The organism is Kluyvera ascorbata (genome assembly GCF_023195735.1).
Taxonomy (GTDB): Bacteria; Pseudomonadota; Gammaproteobacteria; order Enterobacterales; family Enterobacteriaceae; genus Kluyvera; species Kluyvera ascorbata.
Map to the genome: position 1 here is coordinate 1,217,819 of NZ_CP096201.1, position 19,533 is coordinate 1,237,351.

Annotated in this window: 7 protein-coding genes and 1 other RNA gene; 4 read left to right on the forward strand and 4 right to left on the reverse strand. The window is 52.8% G+C overall.

Annotation, left to right across the window (positions count from 1 at the left end; translation table 11 throughout):
- The first annotated feature begins 139 nt into the window (after positions 1-139).
- Both MY052_RS05850 and MY052_RS05855 read left to right on the forward strand, forming a co-directional pair.
- The gene (locus MY052_RS05850) at positions 140-313 is read left to right on the forward strand and encodes a helix-turn-helix transcriptional regulator (RefSeq protein WP_374680575.1); all 174 of its coding nucleotides are present in this window, start codon (positions 140-142) and stop codon (positions 311-313) included.
- A 27-nt stretch (positions 314-340) separates the two neighbouring features.
- Positions 341-1,855 (forward strand): DUF3987 domain-containing protein, encoded by a 1,515-nt coding sequence (locus MY052_RS05855; RefSeq protein WP_054626366.1) that lies wholly within the window; start codon positions 341-343, stop codon positions 1,853-1,855.
- 134 nt (positions 1,856-1,989) lie between these two features.
- Here the strand turns inward: MY052_RS05855 and MY052_RS05860 are convergent.
- Positions 1,990-3,218 (reverse strand): IS3-like element ISEc36 family transposase gene (locus MY052_RS05860; RefSeq protein WP_154298512.1). Its coding sequence is split into 2 segments (ribosomal slippage): positions 1,990-2,903 and positions 2,903-3,218, totalling 1,230 coding nucleotides; the frame shifts between segments, so codons are not numbered across the junction.
- 257 nt (positions 3,219-3,475) lie between these two features.
- On the opposite strand from MY052_RS05860, the gene MY052_RS05865 reads away from it, so the two are divergent.
- Positions 3,476-4,156, forward strand: coding sequence for an inovirus Gp2 family protein (locus tag MY052_RS05865; RefSeq protein WP_094909254.1), 681 nt, complete (start codon positions 3,476-3,478; stop codon positions 4,154-4,156).
- 85 nt (positions 4,157-4,241) lie between these two features.
- Here the strand turns inward: MY052_RS05865 and MY052_RS05870 are convergent, their stop codons facing one another.
- The 3 genes from MY052_RS05870 to ssrA form a co-directional block, all read right to left on the reverse strand.
- Positions 4,242-4,589 (reverse strand): hypothetical protein, encoded by a 348-nt coding sequence (locus MY052_RS05870; protein WP_224376444.1) that lies wholly within the window; start codon positions 4,587-4,589, stop codon positions 4,242-4,244.
- Between the two features lie 419 nt (positions 4,590-5,008).
- Complete coding sequence (locus tag MY052_RS05875; protein WP_248538358.1) at positions 5,009-6,250, reverse strand: integrase; 1,242 nt, start codon at positions 6,248-6,250, stop codon at positions 5,009-5,011.
- A 203-nt stretch (positions 6,251-6,453) separates the two neighbouring features.
- Positions 6,454-6,816, reverse strand: a transfer-messenger RNA (tmRNA) gene (ssrA, locus tag MY052_RS05880).
- A gap of 631 nt (positions 6,817-7,447) precedes the next feature.
- Between ssrA and MY052_RS05885 the strand changes: the two genes are divergently transcribed.
- Positions 7,448-19,501: an Ig-like domain-containing protein gene (locus tag MY052_RS05885; protein ID WP_248538359.1), complete on the forward strand. Its 12,054-nt coding sequence runs from the start codon at positions 7,448-7,450 to the stop codon at positions 19,499-19,501.
- Positions 19,502-19,533: the final 32 nt, after the last annotated feature.

Consider the following 19,533-nt stretch of genomic DNA (forward strand, 5'->3'; position numbering starts at 1 on the left):
CCGTTTTATGACGGGGACAGTATCTCAGATGGTATGAGAGAGTTCGAGCGCTGACTAAGACGTCCAATAAGGGGAACTAACAATGTTAAAGCCATGCGAACAAACGAACCATTCTAACCAGCCTCTGCGCATTCTGCGTATGGCTGAATTGACGGCACTCCTGGGAATATCCCGATCCAGCATCTACGAGAAATTGAACCCAAAATCCCGTTACTACGATGCTGATTTTCCTAAACCGATCCGGCTTGGGGCTGCATCTGTCGGCTGGCGCTCTACCTCTGTAGACGAGTGGCTCGCTTCCCGAACAGTTTAATTTTTTTACCAAAAAAAGGATGATGCAATGAGCAATAAATTTAAAAGCAAAATTAATCATGAACTTAACCTGAAGTTTGACATACTACCACGCCACATCAGGTATTGGGCTTCGCATTTGCACTACATAACTGGAGTGGCTATCGAAATAATCCTTGTTACGTTATTAGCCTTTTTAGGGCTGGCCTGTCAGGATTTGTACTGTGTTCAGTTAAAGAATAAACAGCGATTTCCTCTGGCCTTATATCTGCTGCTGCTTTCAAGATCTGGCAGTGGAAAATCAACAATATTCAGATTGTTGAAAGACCCTTTTGCACAACAGGAACGGGAGTTTGAAGATACTTATCGTGCTGAGCTTAAAGCATATGAGCGAAAAAATATTCTTTGGGAGGCAGAGTTTGAAGTATTAAACAGGCTTTATAAAAAGACTCTGAGCAAGGGTGAAGATACTACCGAAACGGGTAAGGCGCTTGAAGAGTACATTGGTCGAAAGCCGGATAAACCAGTAAGAAAGATCATTATCACAACGAATCCGACAAGCGAAGCTCTCGCAAAAGCAATCGGGCTAGAGTATCAAAATAAGGCGCTTTTTAATGACGAGGCAACAGCAGTATACAAGGGGAGTGTGTTCAACAACCCCGCGCTTCTCAATACATACTGGTGCGGAGACAAAATCACGATAGACAGGGCATCCAGTGAAAGTTTTGTTATTGAAAATTATGTATTTTCATGTTTTTTAATGATGCAACCTCAACCTTATAACAATACCAGCAGACAGAAAAGAGTAAACATCAGAGAGACTGGATTGCAGGCGCGTACACTGATGATAGACATGGAGCAGATTACTACACCGTGCATCATCAGTGACCATTATACTCATAGTGAGTCAGTGCTTTCTGAATTGTACTCAGTGATAACGCGGCATTTAAAAGCGGGTGTGAGGCGAAGAGAAAATGATGATGAGTTAATAACACTGACGTTGACCCCGGATGCTCAGGAGCTATTGGGTGCAACTTCGTTAAGTTTGCAGCAAAAGATGAAACCTGGAGGCTCCTTGTATCACTACGATGATATAGGTGCTCGGATTATAGAGCAGGGGCTCAGAATGGCAGGCATTTTTCAAGTTTCTGGTGACCCTGATTCGACAATAATAACAAAGGAAAATTTGTTATCAGCTTTGAATCTGATGGACTGGTTTGTCAATCACGCCATCACAAAAATTGATTCTACAAGAGAGTTGAGTGATGAAGAAAAAATATTATTCTGGATGGAGTCGCGCCTTGTTCAAAATGGTTCTTATAATTTCAGTAGAAATGTCATGATCAAAAATGGACCGTTATCAACCAGATGCTCTGCGCGCTTGATGCCAGCATTGGCTAAGCTTGAATCTAAAGGAAAGGTACAATTATACGAAGAAGCAGGTATAAATTATGTCAAATTTACCGGTTCAAAAATGCATCCTGTCGAACTGGCAGAGAAAACTAACACACCCGTATACCTGTCTGGATCACTGGCAATGAGCAAGCTTGTTAAGCCTGAATAACTTCAGAGTAATATTTATTATTTATCAAGGGGTTACCTTGTTGGCAATCCCTGGCTGGTTGCGGGTTCGACTATCGCGGATAATATTTTTTCTTAGCTTAGCTAGTCGGTATATGTAATATACTGGATTGGCCCCTATATTTCCATACACTTTTTATCACTTAACCCATTACTGGTTCGCCGCCGCAGATATTCCCGTGGCGAACGATACCCCAGTGCACTATGCGGATGCCATTCGTTGTAATGTTCGAAGGCCTCCGCAAGGTTCTTTACCGCTGTTAACCCGTCGGGTTTCGGCATGATGCTGATGTAATCGCGCTTCATCGTTTTCACGAAGCTCTCTGCCATCCCGTTGCTTTCCGGGCTACGTACCGCCGTATGTTTAGGCTCCAGTCCTACCATTCTGGCGAACTGACGCGTCTGATAAGAACGGTAGGCTGAACCGTTGTCTGTCAGCCACTCAACTGGGGATGTCGGCAGGCTGTTACCGAAGCGACGCTCCACGGCACCCAGCATGACGTCCTGCACGGTTTCACTGTCATATCCACCGTTACTGGCCGCCCAGTAAAGTGCCTCGCGATCGCAACAGTCCAGAGCGAACGTGACCCGCAGTTTTTCACCGTTATCACAGCTGAACTCGAAGCCGTCAGAGCACCACCGCTGGTTACTTTCTCCAACGGCCACTTTCCCTGTATGCGCCCGCTTCGATGGCGGTATTTCCGGTTTACGCTCAAGCAGCAGCGCATTCTGACGCATGATGCGGTATACGCGTTTGGCATTGATCACCGCCATGTCGTCAGTTTCTGATTGTCTGCGCAACAGTGCCCATACCCGACGATAACCATAGGTGGGCAGATCGCCGATAACGGTATGGATACGGGCCAGCGCGTCAGTATCATCAGGCTTGCGCTTGCACCGACGATCCTGCCAGTCCTTCGACCGACGGGCTATGGCATGCAGTTGCGCACGTGAGACCCGGAGGCAACGACTGACAAGGCTTATTCGCCATCCTCCGGTAACAAGGGCACGTGCGCTATCCACTTTTTTTGTCGGCCATATTCAACGGCTTCTTTTAGCAGCTCGTTTTCCATGGTTTTCTTGCCCAACAGGCGCTGCAGCTCTTTAATTTGCTTCATCGCAGATGCCAGCTCCGACGCGGGCACAACCTGTTCTCCTGCGGCAACGGCTGTAAGGCTGCCTTCCTGATACTGCTTACGCCACAGGAACAGCTGACTGGCAGCAACGCCATGCTGACGGGCGACCAGCGACACGGTCATTCCGGGCTCAAAACTCTGCTGAACAATGGCGATTTTTTCCTGAACACTTCGCCGTCTGCGCTTCTCTGGACCTAAAACATCAATCATTCGGACTCCAACGACTAGTCTAAAAACTAGTATTAAGACTATCACTAACTTAAGTGATACCAACTGTCTGGAGATTCATGGGGCCAGTCTATATACCTCGTATATCTTGTTAACATATACGTGTATACCAGTTAACTAACCAGCCCTATATGACAGATACCAGCAGAGATAATACATCCCTGCAAAGGGACCTGTACGCCTAATTACATGGGTAGCCTACTGCTACCCACTAACAAAAATTACTTGAGTAATTTATTATGAGATCACCTAATGAGTTATCTGAAAAAGGATTTGAATCCCTTCTGCTGGATGCAGAAAATAAATATAGATCCCGGATGTCGCGATATATGCTTCGTCGCTCGCTTGCGGTGGTATATGATTTTCTTGAGAAGAATAACCGCATATTCGCCGTGTTTGCTGTCTTGAGATTTGCTCAGTCCCATGCTGCCGATGAACCTGATTTACCATTGTGTTTTCAAAGAGATGATGAGAAGGCTATCACCCGAGCCTTAGACTCCCTGAAAAGCCAGCTACGGGCTGAGCACCTGCGTTCAGGCAGGGCTGGTGAACCTGCATTACCCGCTTATATCTGGGCCCGAGAACGTAATACCAGCGAACATCCCCACTACCACCTAGTTCTGTTGTTTGACAGAGAGGTTTATGCTTATCTCGGGAATTATACCGAACCTGATGCTGATAATATGGCGACTCGTATTCAGAAAGCTTGGTGCAGCGCTATTGGACTTGATTATCCCGATTACGCCAGTCGGGTTCATTTCCCGAAGAACCACACAGCCTGGTTCACACGACACCACGCATTAACGTTAAGCCCTGATTATTATGACTTCCTGCTACGGGTCGCTTACCTGGCAAAGAACAACACCAAACATTTAAGTGACGGTTACCGGAACTTAGGCACAAGTCAGATAACGTCATAGCCACTGTAAGGCCAGTAGAACCTCAGTTGCAGATTTGCCGATATAAGCGCAGATCTGCACTCTTATCCTCGTTCTATGTTTACCATCAGCCAACAAGCTGGCGATAATCACATTCCATCTCATCGACGAAATCGTCACCGATTGTCGGAAATCCAAAGATTAAACGTTCCTTCCCTTGAATTCTAAATAAATTATAGAGATAGCTGTCCTTTCGGTGAGCGACGTGAACAGGCACAAATGGCCTGCTTCTTACGATATCTTCGTTTAGTTTACTGGCGTTGATGATGTTGTATTGGTCCCCAGTGATATCAATAGCGTAATCCCCCACTTCCAGCCAGTAGTGAGTTATCACGCCATTTTTACCGGTGGCTCCTGTGACACCCTTCAATTCCAGCTCGGGCCATAATTGCAGAAAGTGGAAGGAAAGCAGCATTGAGCAAAGCCTGCAACTCATGACAGGAAAGTCGTGAGGTATGAGGTAGGTTGTTGATGGATCACATTTTTCGAGTGGCTCTCTAAATCTACTCGCCTCTTCATGTGCAGCCCGAAGGGTAAACAAAATTTTTCCCCTGATTTATTATAATAGTGTCTGGAAGTGCCCGTACCAATGGAAGGCTGGTTTATCAGGTATTAGAGGTCGCAGCCAGAACATAATCTCCCATGTCTGCATCATTTGGCGTCATTCAACAAGTCTGTACGATTGCAGGCTGCTTCACATTTATTTCTGATAGTACGAGCCAATGCTCTTCCGGTCAAATCATGCATGTAGCCCAAGAAATAAGATATTTTAAAACAGGATTGCGTCATTACCACACACTCCTGTTTTTTGCTTTTGTGGATTAAGAATTTCTCCTATCCAGTGAGCTTTAATGTTGTAAATTCAACTTCAGTGAGGCTACCACTATCTGCCTTTTTCACAAAGTCAGCCCACCATTGCATCATTGGACGACGTTGCTCTAGGTAATCGCTACGATTATAAGCTCGCCGAACCTCATTTTTGTCAACATGAGCCAATGCTGCTTCAATAATATCAGGCGGAAATCCCTGCTCATTGAGAGCAGTGCTGGCGATAGAACGCAAGCCATGAGAAACGAGAACGCCTCCTAATCCAGCACGCTTGAGTGCTGCATTCACTGTTTGGCTGTTCATCGGCTGGGTTGGTTTGATGCGACTGGGAAAGATAAATTCTCGGCCACCACTGAGAGACTTCATCATTTCCAGAATAGCGAGAGCTCCATCAGATAATGGAACCGTATGGTCCCGGTTCATCTTCATTCGAGCAGCAGGAATTTTCCATTCTCTAGCATCAAAATCGATCTCATCCCATAGAGCTTCAGCGGCTTCGGCAGGGCGGGTAATGGTGAGAAGCTGCCACATGAACAGGCATCGTGTGGACAGGCTGATACTTGCCGTGCGCATAGTCTGCATTAGTTGTGGAAGTTGATCCGGGCGGATACTAGGCATGTTTTTCTTCTGCGGTTTCTCGAACGCTTTCCCGATGTTTACGCTGGGAACTGCATCAATCAAGCCTGTGTTCTGCGCATAAATCATGACTTCGTTAATACGCTGACAAAGGCGGCGAACAGTCTCTAATGCACCTCTGGCCTGAACCGGCTGAACTGCTTTAACCAGAGTATGAGCCTTAATCTCAGTGACACTGATATCACCGATTGCCGGGAAAACATCTCTCTCAAGCGAGCGCCAGATATCGTCGGCATAGTCCTCTGTTACGCTGGTTTTCTTCACATTCCACCAACGCTCGGCAACTAACAAGAAGGTATTGGTTTTGGCCTCTTGAGAATTCCTCACCTGTTCTTTCTGATGCTCCTGAGGATCAATGTCTTTTGCTAATAAAACTCGAGATTCAGCTCTTAGTTTACGCGCATCAGAAAGTGATACGGCAGGGTAGGCTCCAAAGCTCTGCTTGGTTCGCTGCTTTGTCAGAGGTCGATAGTAACGGAACTGCCATAGCTTACTACCACTGGACTTGATTAGCAGAGTAAGCCCGTCACCATCATACAGCTGGTAATCGGCATCTTTAGGTTTAGCGGCTTTGATTTCCGTATCGGTTAACGGCTTGGTTTTTCTTGCCATGGTGAGTCTCCATGCGTTTAGGACCAACGAAAACAATAGAGCTTTTCGTTGGGCCTATCAATGGGCCTAAAAGGTTCGGATTTAATTAGTTCTCTTCGGACTTAGCGGGACAAATTGAGGGCACAAAAAAGCCCGCAGGGCTTGCGCCGTGCGGGCTATTAGGACTTCATCGGATGACTCTGGTAATCACCGATGGAGAATTTTGGTGGAGCTGGCGGGAGTTGAACCCGCGTCCGAAATTCCTACATCCTCGGCACTACATGCTTAGTCAGTCTTTACATTCGCCTGGCACCTGCGGACAGACACGCCACTACCAGACTAGCCTGATTAGTTTTAACGCTTCAACCCCAGGCAGGGCTTCCACGCGATCTCTTTTGGGTTTGACCTCTCTTTGATCCCCGTCTTAAGAGCGGAAGCTAGGGAGAGAGGGCTCAGAGCAGGTTATTAAGCTGCTAAAGCGTAGTTTTCGTCGTTTGCGACTATTTTTTGCGGCTTTTTACGAGGCCAACCGCCCCTCGGCATGCACCTTGGGTTTCGCAAATCCCGTCGAATCCAGAATCAGCCCCAATGTGTTACAGCGAGTATAACAGATTTGCCATACGCCACACTAGTCCATATTGCAGGAAGTGTTGGGGAACATGCTTGCTGTATGAATTGCAATCAATCTGACAGCGGGATGCATTTTTTGATTGGGAAAAATCTTCGAACCACGGCAGCGAAACGTATCGATAGTACGTAATTAATTAATAAAAAGATATATCGTATATCTGCAATTTAATATCTTTAATAAGCTGATTATTTAAATTCTATTTAATGAATTTCATACTAAAGGTTTAGTGCTGCTTAACTTATGCATCAGAAGTATTGGATATATTATGTATCAAGAAAAATACCAATAAATTGTGATGTTTACATTTGCCTATACCGAGAACATTGATTATATGTTCTTATATTGTGAAAACATTGATGTCGATGAAAATAATGAATTTTCCGTTTAAAAACAGCCCCTTGGTATTCGGTGTGTTCATCTAGCATGAAATGTTGATTTCGCAAGTTTAATACTGTGCGTCAGGTCGCGTGCATCATAATTTCTGACGCTGAGATCGGATAATGCTTTTTCGAGGTGACAATATGGCCCCGCAAAATAGTCTTCCAGGTGCAGTTGATGTATTAAATCGAAAAACCGGCGATGTCGTCATGGAATATGCAAAAAATGGTGACCGGGTTGTGGATCTTACCGAAACCAGCGTTGTTCGGGTGAATGCATCACCGGATGTGGTGAGCGGATACGAGCGCCAAGGAAACGATCTGATTGTCCATATGAAAGATGGGACAACGGTTCGTTACCAGAACTTCTTTAAGCTTGATGCTGAAGGTTTACACAGCGAACTCATCTTTGAAGATGCCCTTGGCACTCATCATGCCGTCTTCCCTGCGGTCGAAGCCGCGCCGATGGCGGCTGAGGCTATTGTGCCGGTCTTTAGCGATGTTGCGCTGGGCACGCTGATTGGGGCTGGGGGAATTTCGGCGCTGGCCGTGTTAGGCGGACTGGCTGCCGTTGGCGGCATTGTTGGTATTGCGGCTGCGTCTGGTGGTGGAGGCGGTAATCATCACAGCGACGGCGACACGCCAACAAAACCTCCGGTCACGACACCAACTATCACCGTGTCTCCTATCGCCACCGATAACATTATCAACCAGGCAGAGAGTGCTATTGCGCAGATTGTTAGCGGCAATACGCAGTCGCAATTTGCCGGCAGCACGTTAACCGTCAGCCTGAACGGCCAGAGCTGGAGCACGACGGTAAATAAAGACGGTAGCTGGAGCGCCTCAATACCGCCGACGCTGCTACAGTCCATCGCGGATGGTTCGTATGTCGTTAAAGTGACCCTGACGACGAAAACGGGCGTCACGGTGAGTAAAGATGTCTCGATACTTATTGATACCACACCTCCCGATCTGACCCTGACGCCGTTCACTCCCGGCGGCGTGGTGGATCAAGCGCAGCATAGTGCGGATAAAATCGTTCGCGGTACGGTAAGCGATCTGGAGCCAGGCTCGACGATCGTTGTTACGCTCAATGGCAAAACCTACACCACCCAAGCTGATGCGAATGGTAACTGGCAGTTGCTGATCCCGCAGGCGGATATGGCGCTGTTGGGGGATGGTCAGTCTTATACCATTACCTATACCGCGACGGATACCGCGGGTAACAAAACCGTTGAATCCCAGACGATTACGACCAATTTCTCGGCCCCCGATATTTCTGTCGACCCGTTTGCTGGTGATAATATCGTCAATAGCGCAGAGGTGTTGGTCAACCAAACGCTCAGTGGGCATACCTCGAATATCCCGGCCGGACAGGTGGTGACCATCACGCTTGGCGGTAAAACTTACTATGCGGAAGTGCTGGGGGATGGCTCGTGGAAAACGATCATTCCTGCCGGGGACCTGGGTGCGTTATCGCAGGGGAACAATGCGCTGACGGTGACCGTTAACGATGGCAGCGGCAATTCCGCCATTAAGACCGTTCCTATCGATGTCGATACCACGCAGCCTGCTATCGCCATTGCCATTGTGTCAACCGACGACTACCTCAATGCTCATGAGGCCGAGCAGCCGCTGGTTGTGCGAGGCGTCGTAACGGGATTTGCTGCGGGCGTCGCGGTTACCGTGACGGTGAATGGCAAATCTTATACTGTGTCGACGATTGATGCCTCCGGGAACTGGAGCGTGTCGATCCCGTCGAGCGATCTGCTGGCGATGAAAGACGGGCCAAATGTTATCACCGCGACGGCAAGCCTGAATACCCAGACGGCGCAGGATCAGCATACGTTAAATGTGCAGATCCACACGGTGCCAGAACTGGTGATTGACCCGCTGTTTAACGATGGCTATCTGAACGCGAGTGAACAAAAGGTCAATCAGGTCATCAGCGGTAACACCGGCGTCACCGGCTCGGGGCAAAAGGTGACAGTACAGTTAGGCGGCAAAACCTATACCGCCACGGTTGATGGTGACGGCACCTGGAGCGTCACTATCCCAGCCGTCGATTTGCAGAAACTCCCGGATGGCCTGCTGACCGTGACGGTGAATGCCAGCGATGCGGCGGGCAACTCAATGCCAGCGACGCAAACCGCTATCGTCGACACGATTTCTCCACCTTTGACCGTTTTACCGCTGACCACCGACGGTAAACTTAATGCCGCTGAGCTGACGCATAACCAAACATTGAGTGGTATTAGCGGTGTGGGTGAGCAAGGGCAGGTGGTGACGGTGATCCTGAACGGGAAAACCTATTACGCCGTGGTGGGTAATGATGGTAACTGGAACCTGTCTCTGCCGAGTGTGGATCTCGGCCAGTTGCAAACCGGGAGTTATCCGCTGACGGTGACGCTTACCGATGCGGCCGGAAACACCACGACTGTGTCGCAATCCATCTCCGTGAAAACCACCCCGTTGCAACTCGGGGTGCAGGCATTAACGGATGGCAACACGCTGGACGCGGCGGAAGTGAAAGTCGACCAGATTCTGCATGGCACCTCCAATGCCGAAGCGGGCAGTATAGTCACGTTAACGCTGGGAAGTGCGACCTTCCAGGGGGTAACGGATGCACTCGGTAACTGGCAGATCACGCTGCCTGCGGCGGCGCTGCAAAAACTCAGCGACGGCACGCAAAACCTGACGGTCAGTATCACTGATGCTTACGGCCAGACCAAAACCATCACATCGAGCTTTGATGTTGATACCAAAACCGATGCGGTGGCGATCAGTATCATCTCCAATGATGATTACCTGAATGCCGATGAAGCGCTTGCCGGGTTAACTGTCCACGGGAATAGCGCCGGGTTACCCGCAGGCACAATCGTCAACATTTTACTCAACGGCGCAAGCTATGTAGCGGCTATCCAGGCCGATGGTTCGTGGCAAACCTTTATCAATGCCACCGCACTCAACGCGTTGACCGACGGCGTGCATACCCTTCAGGCAACGGTCGTGACGGCCAATGGTACGGTGATTGATAGCCACAACTTTATCTCGGCGATTCACACGCCGGTGGTGGTCTCCGTCAATACGCCGTTTGTTGATGGCATCGTAAACATTGTGGAATCAGGCCAGAACCAGACCCTGACCGGTACATCGGGGGTGACGGGGGCGGGGCAAACCGTGGTCGCCACGCTTAACGGCCAGCAGTATATCGGCGTTGTGAACAGCGATGGCACTTGGTCTGTTACGTTGCCACAGGGGGCGATGGAGAGCCTGCCTAACGGCCCTGGCACCGTTAATGTCAAAGTGACGGATGTCGCGGGCAATACCTCAAATACGGATGTTAACTTTACCGTCGATAAAACGGCGCCAACGCTGTCGATCACACCGCTCAACGGCAACGACGTATTGAATAATGACAACGTGACAAATGGGGTAACGCTTAGCGGTACAACCTCAACGGACACCGCGTCGGTGGTAGTGACCATTAACGGGAACAACTACACCGCCACGGTGACCAACGGAAGCTGGAGTATTGGCCTGGGCAACGGCGCACTGGGAGGGCTGTCGCAGGGGATCAATTCCTATACGGTGACGGCAACCGATAATGCCGGTAATACCACCTCAGTAGTGCGTAGCGTCAGCGTTGATACCGTCGCGCCGAACGTGGTGATGAACCCGGTCACCAGTGACAATACGCTTGATATCGCTGAACTGAACACAGGTTTTAGCCTGAGCGGCAAAACGGTACCCGCTGAACCGGGCGCGACGGTGGTGATTAATCTTAATGGGACAACGTTGACTGGAGTGGTGAGCGCGGACGGCAGCTGGACAATTCCTGTCTCGCCGAGCGTGGTCAGCGGCCTGACGAACGGTACCTACCTGGTTTCTGTCACCGTGACGGACTCGGCAGGTAACGCTTCCCAGACGGTCTCCAACGCCTTTAATGTCGATACCACGGCCAGCGCTATTGCGATTAACCCCATCGAGTCTGATGACAAAATCAGCGCTGTTGATATTGCCGATGGTTTGACCATCAACGGGACGTCGGCGCGCATTCCTGACGGTGGTACCGTCACCATCACGCTCAACGGCGTGCAATACACCACCACGGTTAACGCTAGCGGATTCTGGCAATTGACGGTACCGATGTCTGCCGCGGGCGCAATTGCCGACGGCACGGCGACGGTGACGGTTTCTGCGGTGGATATCGACGGTAAAGCCGTTTCCGGCGAACACCAGTTCACCATCATTACCCATAACTTACCGCAGCCTACCATTAACGCGCCGTTTGGCGATGGCGTGGTGAATGCCGCAGAAGCGGCGGCGGGCGGTAACCTTAGCGGCAGCACCGGTGTACTGGGCACGGGGCAAACGGTGACCGTCAGACTGGATAACGGTTCATTGCTGACGGCGACGGTGGATGCCAGCGGTAACTGGACGCTGCCGTTAACTCCTGCGCAGCTTGGCGCGCTAGGCCAGGGCGGACATACCGTGACCGTTACGGTGACGGATGCGGCTGGAAACCAGAATACCACCACCACGCCTGTTGTTGTGGACACGACCGCGCCGATCTTAGGGATTAATACGGTTACCAACGACAACATTGTCAACAGCATTGAGGCGGCAGGCACCGTCAACATTACCGGTACGGGCGTCTACGATCCGGCGCATCCCCAGACCATTAGCGTGCTGGTCAATGGGCAACACTACGACGCGATTCTGCAGTCTGATAACACCTGGAGCATCGCCTTACCGGCAGGGGCGTTATCCGGCGTGCCGGATGGCCCGGTCACGGTGAAAGTGACGATTACGGATTATGCCGGTAACAGCAATACGGTAACCTCCAGCTTTACCCTTGATGCATCTGCCGCGAATGCACCGCAGGTGCAAATTGGCAAAGTCTCTGGCGATGATTTTGTTAATGCCAGCGAAGCCGGTAATCCACTGATTATCTCCGGCACCACGGTGCGGGTGGAAGCGGGGCAATCGGTCACCGTGACGTTGAACGGCAAAACCTATTCCGGGACGGTGCTCGCCGATGGAACGTGGTCGGTCAGCGTACCCGCGCTTGACCTGGCAAACGTGCCGGACGGCGCGCGAGTGGTTACCGCTACCGTGACGGACATTTCGGGTAACACGGCATCGGTGAATCACAACGTGACGTTTGTCGCCCAGCCGGCGTCACAGCCGACGATCACTATTGGCACGGTGGCGCAGGATGATGTGATTAACGCCCTTGAACATAACGCGCCGCTGACGATCTCCGGCTCGTCGACGCATCTGGCGTCCGGTACGGTTATCACCGTGTTGTTCAACGGTAATATCTATACTGGCAGCGTGGGGAGTAACGGTAGCTGGAACGTTACCGTACCGCGCGCGGATGTGCAGGCGCTTGCCGACACGCCGACAAACGCCCCTTACGTCATTTCCGCCTCGGCGACCGATGCCGCGCAAAACCCGGCCTCCGCCACCCACAACGTCGCGGTGGATACCAGCGCGCCAACGCTGGTGGTCGATCTCGCCAACTCGTTCCTCAGCGATTCGCGAGTCAGTATTGCAGAGGCGGCCGTCGATCAAATCGTCAACGGAACCGGTACTGCAGGTGAGACGGTCACGCTGTCCATCAATAATAAAGTGCTCTCGGCGGTGGTTGATCAGAATGGAAACTGGTCGATGTCGATCTCGACAACGGACCTCAAATCACTGCCGCAAGGTTCTTCACAGTTGACGTTCAGCAGTACCGATGCACAGGGGAACAGCAGTTCGCAGACGGTGGGCATCAACGTGAAAACCACCGGTGGGCCGAGCCTCACATTGAACACCATGTTTGGCGATAACATTGTCAGCATTAATGAAGCGGCGAACGGCGCAACGTTGACGGGCACAGCCAGCGGTCTGGCAGACGGCTCAACCGTGGTTGTCAATATTAATGGCCAGCTTTTCACCGGAACGGTCTCCGGCAGCACCTGGTCGGTAGCGGTTGGTGCTGGTTTACTGACCACCAGCGGGCAGTTCACCGTGACCGTGACGGGACAAGATGCCTGGGGTAACCCGGCGACGGTGAACGGTAATCTGGATGTGGTGTTGCAGCGCCCAACCGCGGCGTTGATAGGCCCGTTGTTTGGTGATGACAATATTCTTAGCCAGGCAGAGGCCAACGCGGGCGTACAGCTGACGGGCTCAACGGGGCAGGCTGGGCCTGGGCAAACGGTCAAAATTATCCTTGATGGTTTACAGGAGTACACCGGGTCCGTTGATGTTAACGGCAACTGGACGGTTACACTCACTCCTCAGCAGTTGAACTCGATTGTTGATGGTACGCATGTTGTGAAGGTGTCCGTGACTGACCGCGCGGGTAATACCGCCGTCTCCGCCGATACCTCCATTAATGTCCGCACCGATCCATTACCGCAACCCGATCTGACGAAGCCGTTTACCGACGGTATTCTCAACGCCGCCGAAGCGGGAGTCGCGTTAGGTCAGACAATTACCGGGCAAATCGGGCTGTCGGCTTCGCTTGTCAAAAGTGTGATGGTCAGCATCAACAATGGTACGCAGGTCGCCGCAACGGTGAATGCCGACGGTAGCTGGTCGCTGCTTCTGGATACGGGAACGTTGCAGGCGCTACCGGATGGGACCTTGCCGGTTAGCATCATAGTGACCGATATCGCCGGCAACCAGTCCAGCGGGCAGGGCAGTTTCGACGTGATTACCCATGCGTTGCCGAAGGCAAACTACGCCATACCGTTTGGTGATTTTGCCATCAGCGCCAGCGAGATCCTGACCGACCAATCAATTACAGGGAACACGGGCGTCAAGGGCGCAGGACAAACGGTATCCGTGGTTCTGGGCACCAAAACCTATATCGGTACGGTGGATGATAACGGTGACTGGGTGGTGACCGTGCCGCAGTTGGATCTGTCTGCACTGACCAATAATGCGTCCCTCGGATTTAGCGTGACGGTTACCGATCGTGCGGGTAACAGCGCAAGCACCGTTCCGGGTGATACGCCAAACGTCACGGTACACACCAGCCTGCCTGCGCCAACGGTCATCAACCCGTTCGGCGATGGCATTCTCAACATCACGGAAGCTGCGGGCGCGGTGACGCTTATCGGGGCGACCGGTGTGACCGGGGCGAATCAGTATGTCACGGTAAAAATAGATGTGAATGGCATTACCTATACCGCCAATGTGGATCCGTCAGGCAACTGGTCGGTGAGCTTACCGGCAGGTTCATTGCAGTCGCTGACGGCGGGCCAGCATCAAATCACGATCTACGCCCAGGATCAGTACGGTAACAGCAGCACCAGCACCACCAATTACCAGGTTGCGTTGACACCACCTGCGGTGACGATCACCTCGCCTATCTTTGGCGATGGTTACGTTAGTGCGGCGGAGGTGCTGACGGGAACAACGCTGAGCGGCACGTTCTCAACGTCTTACCCGAACGGGACGTTGGTGAAAGTCACCATTGGCGGAAAAACCTTCGATGCGACGGTCAACGGTACGCAGTGGAGCCTGACGATGGACGCCACCGCCTGGGGGACCGTGACGGCGAGAGGCGCGCAGAGCATTATCGTGTCAGTAGAGGATGGCGCGCATAACGTCAATACGGCAACCTCGACGGTGACCCTGCTGCTGGATATCCCGACGGTAACCATTGGCACATTGTTTGCTGGCGACAACCTGCTCACCTACGCGGAAAGCCAAACCAACCAGTCAATTACCGGGACATCCACCAATCTGCAAACCGGCGACACGATACGTGTCACCTTTACCGGTGGCAGCGTCTTCACCACCACGGTGCAGGCGGATGGTAGCTGGTCACTGCTGTTGACGCCAGCACAAATGGCTACGCTGCAAACGGGGATAATTACCGTTGAAGGGATTGATAAAGCAGGAAACGTTGGCGGCATAGTGGGGAATGGCGGAGTACTGACCGTTAACCTGACGCCGCTATCTTATTCCGTCAATATGGATTTGGTGGCGGGAGATAACTACGTTAATGCCGGTGAGTTTACCAATGGCAACCTGCATCTTTCCGGTCATGCCTTCAATCTGGCCGGTACCACGGTCACTATCCTCAACGGTGTGACGCCAGTGGGGACGGAGTTGGTGGCAGCCGATGGTAGCTGGTACTTTGACATTCCTCGCGCTTCTCTTCCGGATGGGACGTATACCTTTACGGTACAAAGTAACGCCCAGGCGGCAATTCCCGCGTCGCAAACGGTAGTGATTGATACCGTGGCACCAACCTTAACCGTCGGCGCGTTTGCGGTGGATAACCTGGTGAATGCCGCGGAGAAAGGTGTCGCTCAGGCCATTAGCGGAACGTCAGATGCTAACGGCAGCCTGGTGACGATTACCCTGAACGGCAAAACGTACACCGCGCTGGTTGCGGCAGGCGTTTGGTCGGTAGACGTTCCTCAAGCCGATATGGCGGCGCTGGCGAACAGCAGTTACACCATCACAGCCACCATCCGTGATCCTGCGGGCAACCAGACGAATGCGTCGCAGACCTTCACGGTTGATAGCGTCGCGCCGTTGTTGACAGTTGATGCGGCGGGGATCCCGGCGGTACTGAGTACGGTCAACATGGCGACCGGGATCGTGGTGCAAGGTAAGGGCGAACCGGGAAATGCGGTTACCATTACGCTGGGGCCATTGACATGGAGCGGGACCGTCGATGCGCAGGGTAACTGGAGCTACACCTTCCCGCAGCTCAATCTGTCTTCGCTGACGGATGGCGCACAGGTGGTCAGTATCACCTCAAAAGATGCCGCGGGTAACGTTTCCACCAACAATGTGTCGCTGAATGTGGCGCTGAATGCCGGGCTGGGCGTGGTTGTCGACCAGGTCTTTAACGACGGCATTTTGAACGTTGCGGAGTCGCTGGTCACGCAGACGCTCACCGGGCATATCAACGGTAATTACCAAGGCGCGAAAGTGTCGCTGACGATTGCCGGGGCCAACTTCACGCTCAACAACATCGCTGTCGCCGCAGATGGGTCGTACTCCTTCTCGTTGCCGCCGTCGATTTGGCTGGGACTGGTGACCAATACGCTGCAACTGCGTGTCGATGTGGTGGATGCCAACGGCAACACGACCTATAAAACGGTCGATTTCGGCCTGGCATTAACCAATCTGCCGGTGATTAGCAATGTGCTGGTGGCGGGCGATAACTTCCTGAACCTCGCGGAAAGTACGGCTAACCAGGTAATTTCGGGTACCGTCAGTAACGTCACGAATGTAACTAAAGTGGTTATCAATTTCGGCGGGCAGGCTATTACGGCCACCGTTGATGCGCTGGGGAACTGGACGGCGAACCTTCCGTCTGCGCTATTGAGTAGCTTGCCGGACGGCGCGGCATCGATAGGCGTCGCGGTTACCGATAAATACGGCAACGTCATCAATACCAACGCCAGCTTTACGGTGGTCAGCCACAATCTGCCGATGATTTCGCTGGATGCGCTGTTTGGCGACGGCGTGCTGAGTATTCCTGAACTGGCTGGCGCGCTGTTAAGCGGTACGGCGACCAATCTGGCTGGGCGCACGTTAACCATCCAGATAGGCAATACCACGGCCTTCACCACCAACGTGGATAATACCGGGCACTGGTCGGTGAATCTGCCGGATGCGGTGAAATCAGTGCTGCAAGGGCTGGGCAGCGGTAATCAGACGGTGACGATTACCGCCACTGACCAGTACGGCAACCCGGCGAGCCAGACCGGCACGATTAAAGTCGATCTGATAGCCCCGGTCTTGAACAGCGTCGTGGCGTTTGGCGACGGGCTGCTTAGCGTCGCTGACTCGCTGATTAACCAAACCATCACCGGTACGGTTTTGAACGCCCCGCTGGGGTCCACCGTGCAGGTCACCATTGGCACGAAAGTGTTTAATGGCGTGGTGACGGCGTCGGGCAGCTTCACCATCGGTTTAACGCCGACCGATCTGGCAAGTCTGGCCGATGGCACCTTTACGCCGTCGGTGAAAATCACCACCCCGGACGGCAACGTCTCAACCACCGCCGGTGCGGCGATTACGGTGGGCTTGAAAAACCTGCCAACGGTGGCGATCACCTCCCTGTTCGGCAACGACGGCTATCTGAACCATGCCGAAGCCGTGGCGGCGCAGACCATCTCCGGGACGGTGACCGGGCTGACCTCCGGTCAGGTCACGGTGACGGTTGGGGGCACAAGCTATCTGGCTAACATCACCAACGGCACCTGGTCGCTGGCCTTGCCTGCGGGCGTACTGTCGTCTATTGCCGATGGCGCGATGAACGTCAGCGCGTCGGTCGTGGATGCGGTGGGGAATACGGTCTCCAGTAGCCAATTGATTAACGCCATCGTACAAGGGGTGCCGACAGTTGGGCTGAATACGCTGTTTGGCAACGGTATTCTTGACCTGGTCGATCTCCTGACCAATCCAATCCTTTCCGGGACCAGCACGCATCTGGCGGTCGGCACGCAAATCGTGGTGACGGTGGGGGCACTCACCTTCAATACCACGGTCGGTGCGAACGGTGTGTGGCAAATTGCCGTGCCATCAGTGTCGCTCCAGAGTTTGCCGGACGGAACCAACAGCCTGGCAGTGACGGTTAAAGCAACGGATGTTGCAGGTAACGTAGCGACGGCCTCGCAAAATGCCAGCGTGTCGATTCAGGCAACGCCGACGGTGTCCATTTCTTCGCTGTTTGGCGACAGTGCGCTGAGTCTGGCTGATGTGAGCGTTGCGCAGACCATTTCGGGTACCAGCCAGAATGCGGTGGGCACGACGCTGACGGTCTCGCTGGGGGGGAAAAATTACCTCACGACGATTGCTGCCGACGGTAGCTGGCTCGTCTCGATACCAAAAGCGGATCTCAGCGCGTTGGCCGACGGCTCTCAATCCGTCAGCGTTGCGCTGACCAACGCCGCCGGTAAGGTGGCAACCATTGCCAGCGCCGTTGACGTCATCACCCACAATCTGCCAACGATTTCGCTGACCTCGCTGTTCGGTAACGATGGTTACCTCAATATCAGCGAAGCAGCAAGTGGACAGGTGATCGGCGGCAAGATTGGCGGCGTAGTGAGCGGTTCCACGGTCGTGGTGACGCTCGGCGGGACGCAGCTCAATGCGGTGGTGGATTCCAGCGGTAACTGGACGGCGACGGTGAACAAGAGCTTGCTGCAAGGGCTGGCGAATGGTTCAACTACCGTCGGGATTTCGGTTACCGACCGGGTGGGAAATACCACGTCAACCTCGACCGATGTGCAGGTGAAATTTACCCAGCCGACGCTGAGCATGACGCCGTTAACTAACCTGGTTGGCCTGTTGCTGAACGTAGTGCTAGGGCTGGTGTCATCGGTCAAACTGACCATCAGCGGGACCTCAACGAACCTTGACCAGGGCTCAATTGTTCATCTTAACCTGGTGAACCTGGCGACCTCCACGGCCGTTGTCGGTTCTGACGGTAAATGGTCGGCACAGCTCGACGTCGGGCTGGATTTGGCAAAAATCCTGTCGTTGAGCACCATCATCAACCTCTATGCCGCGGATGTGGCGGGCAACGTTGGGTATCTCAACATTGGTTTAGGGGGCGGGAATGCCACCACAACGCCGCCAGCGGGCACCACGACGCTGGCGGCAGAGGCGACCACCTTCTCCCTGATGACGGCCAGTGCGGAGGATAATACCAGTACGCAATCAACGGACAGCTCGTCCACGACGACGCACACGACCACAACCACTGACGGTACAACCACCGAAAGCACGACGACGTCGGAGGCGGCTTACACCATTGGCGGGCTCACGATCTCGCTGGCCGACGGTACGACCTTGAGCAGCGATAGCGTACATGGCGGTACGGGTAACGACACAATCCACTTGTCGACGCTCGGGTTTACCGAAATTGATGGTGGGGCAGGTACCGATACGCTGGTGCTCGACGGTTCGAACATGGTGCTGAACCTGATCGAGCTTGCAGGGAAAGTGCACAACATTGAAGTTATCGATCTCGGTAGGGCGGGGAATAACAGCGTGACGTTGGACGTTAACGAAGCGCTGACGATCACCGATAAACCGGCGGACGATCTGTTGATCAAAGGCAGTGACGGCGACCAGGTCAACCTCAAGCAGGGAGCAAATGATACCTGGGCCGTTACCGGCCAACGTGAAGTGGACGGCGTCCAGTTCGATATTTACCACAACAGTTCGCAGACCAATACGCTCAGCGATGTGCTTATCCAGCATGGTTTGCACGTCAACATGGTTTAACAGAACGCGCCTCAGGGACGAGGCTAATTACC